A 2,716-nucleotide genomic window follows, 5' to 3' on the forward strand; every position below is an offset into this window, starting at 1 on the left:
GGACAGCCCGCTGCTGACCCTGGACAACCTAGTGGTGACGCCGCATCTGGCGGCGATCGCGGCCGACAACTTCGTCAAGACGGTCGACCAGATGTTCGGCAACATCGCCCGCGTCGCCCGCGGCGAACCGGTGCCGGAGCGCGACCTGGTCGTGTGATCCGTGCAGCTCCGGCCCGGCTGCCTCAGGCCGCCACCGTGCCCTTGCGGAGGATGACATTGCCGTAGAACAGCCGCTCGCCGGTGGCGATCACCAGCGCGGCCTGCTTCGCCCGCTCATAGAAAGCGAAGCGCTCCAGCAGCGTCAGCCGGTGGTTGCCGGCGACCCGGCCCAGCGCCTCGCGGATCAGCGTGTGGGCCGGCATCACCTCTGCGGGGTTGCCGATCACCTCCATCCCCATCACCGGGTCGGGCTCGGACTCGTCGATCGGCAGCACGCTGAGCACGGCGCCGAGCATGCGCTGCAGGTCGGCCGCCTCCATCCGCACCAGGCGGCGCGCCACGGTCTCGGCCGGGAAGCTGCCATCGGCGATGACGACCTCGTCGCCATGCCCCATCGCCCGCAGGCCGTGCAGGATGTCGGGGCCGAGGATGGGATCGATGCCGATCAGCATGGCGCGGGTCCTTCTTGTGTGGGCATGGCGGCGATCACGGGGTCGGCGCGGCCGGGGCGATCAGCCCCTCGGCGCGCAGCTCGGCCCACAGATCGGCCGGGATCGGGTGGCGGAATAGGGCCTCGTTCTCCTCCAGCTCCGCCGGAGTCCTGGCGCCGGTCAGGATCGAGGCGACGGCCGGATGCGCCGTCGGGAACTGGATCGCCGCGGCCTTCAGCGGCACGCCGTGGCGCCGGCACACCGCGTCCAGCGCCTGGGCCCGGGCGATCAGCGCCGGGTCGGCATCCTGGTAGTTGAACTTGGCGCCGGCGTTCGGGTTGGCCAGGATGCCGCTGTTGTAGACGCCGCCGATGATCACGCCGATGCCGCGCGCCTCGCACAGCGGCATGAAGTCGTCGAGCGACCGCTGCTCCAGCAGCGTGTAGCGGCCGGCCAGCAGGAAGCAGTCGAACACGCCGTCGCGGGCGAAGCGGGCCAACATCTCCGCCTGGTTCATCCCGGCGCCGACCGCGCCGATCACCCCATCGGCGCGCAGCCGGTCCAGCGCGCGGTAGGCGCCGGAGATCGCGGCATCGTAATGGTCGTCCGGGTCGTGGATGTGCAGCACGTCGACCCGGTCCAGCCCCAGCCGCTCCAGGCTCTCCTCCAGCGACCGCATCACGCCGTCATAGGAGAAGTCGAACACCGGCCGCTCCGGCGGCGTGCCCTTGTAGAACGCATCCTCCTGCGCCTCGGCCTGCGGCGGCACGCGCAGCAGCCGGCCGACCTTGGTGGCCAGCACGTAGCTGTCGCGCGGCTTGCCGGCCAGGAACCGGCCCAGCCGCCGCTCCGACAGGCCGTTGCCGTATTGCGGCGCGGTGTCGAAGAAGCGCAGCCCCAGATCCCAGGCCCGGGCGATCGTGCTCTCGGCCTGCCCCTCCTCCACCGGCGCGTAGAGGCCGCCGAGCGGCGCGGTGCCGAGGCCGAGCCGGGTGACTTCGAGGCGCGTCGGGCCGAGCCTGGCCGTATCCGTCGCTGAAACCATGTGCATCCCTGTTTGAAGCGTTCGGGCGCTGGCCCATCGCGGCGGAGAATGTGACTCCGATTTCCAAAGATCAATCAAAAATTCGTATACGAAATTTCTATTGCCAATGAGAGATTCGTTGCGCATCCTGCAGGCCAATCCGGACAACACGGGACCGGCCGCAGGGCCGCGCAGACGGGGACGGCGCATGACCGCAAGCCAGCAGGATTTCTCGGCCGGGGCGGCCTTCGTCGGCGGGGCCTACGTGCCGATCGCCGAGGCCAAGATCTCGGTGCTGGACTGGGGCTTCACCCGGTCCGACGTTACCTATGACGTGGTGCATGTGCGCGACGGCGGCTTCTTCCGCCTGGCCGATCATCTCGACCGGTTCGAACGGTCGCTGGCCGGGATGCGGCTGGCCCCGCCGCACGACCGGTCGGAGATCGCGGCGATCCTGGCCCGCTGCGTCGCCCTGGCGGGGCTGCGCGACGCCTATGTGGCGATGATCTGCACCCGCGGCCGGCCGCGCATCTTCGGGTCGCGCCGGCCGGCCGATTGCGACAACGCCTTCATCGCCTACGCCATTCCCTGGATCGACGTGATCCCGAAGGATGTGCAGGAGCGCGGGGCGCATCTGCATGTCGCCTCCACCCCGCGTGTCGCCCCTGCCTCGGTCGACCCGACGATCAAGAACTACCAGTGGGGCGACCTGACCCGCGGCCTCTTGGAGGCGCATGACCGGGGCGCCGACACCGCCGTGCTGCTGGACGCCGAGGGCTTCGTCACCGAAGGGCCGGGCTTCAATGTCTTCGTGGTCCGCGACGGCCAGGTGCTGACGCCGGACCGCGGGTCGCTGGAGGGCATCACCCGCCGGTCGGTGCTGGAGCTGTGCGAGGAGATCGGCGTGCCGGCCCGGATCGCGCCGCTGCGGCACGAGGACCTGCTGCAGGCCGACGAGATGTTCTGCACCACCACCGCCGGCGGCGTGATGCCGGTGTCGCGCGTCGACGGCCATGTCATGGGCAACGACCGGCCGGGGCCGGTCAGCGCCCGGCTGAAGGCGCTGTACTGGGAGAAGCACGCGGCCGGCTGGTATCGCACG

Annotated in this window: 3 protein-coding genes; 1 reads left to right on the top strand and 2 read right to left on the bottom strand. The window is 70.5% G+C overall.

All coding sequences use genetic code 11. The features are described 5' to 3' along the window. Nucleotides 1-182: 182 nt before the first annotated feature. Entirely contained in the window at nucleotides 183-611 is a 429-nt protein-coding gene (locus tag ABDW35_RS35205; RefSeq protein ID WP_343718492.1) for an RbsD/FucU domain-containing protein, read from the bottom strand. A gap of 34 nt (nucleotides 612-645) precedes the next feature. Continuing rightward, entirely contained in the window at nucleotides 646-1,635 is a 990-nt protein-coding gene (locus ABDW35_RS35210; RefSeq protein ID WP_343718493.1) for an aldo/keto reductase, read from the bottom strand. A gap of 187 nt (nucleotides 1,636-1,822) precedes the next feature. Between ABDW35_RS35210 and ABDW35_RS35215 the strand changes: the two genes are divergently transcribed. Continuing rightward, the coding region (locus tag ABDW35_RS35215) for an aminotransferase class IV (protein WP_343718494.1) at nucleotides 1,823-2,716 on the top strand (894 nt) is incomplete at its 3' end.

Source organism: Inquilinus sp., from assembly GCF_039594555.1.
Lineage (GTDB): Bacteria > Pseudomonadota > Alphaproteobacteria > DSM-16000 > Inquilinaceae > Inquilinus.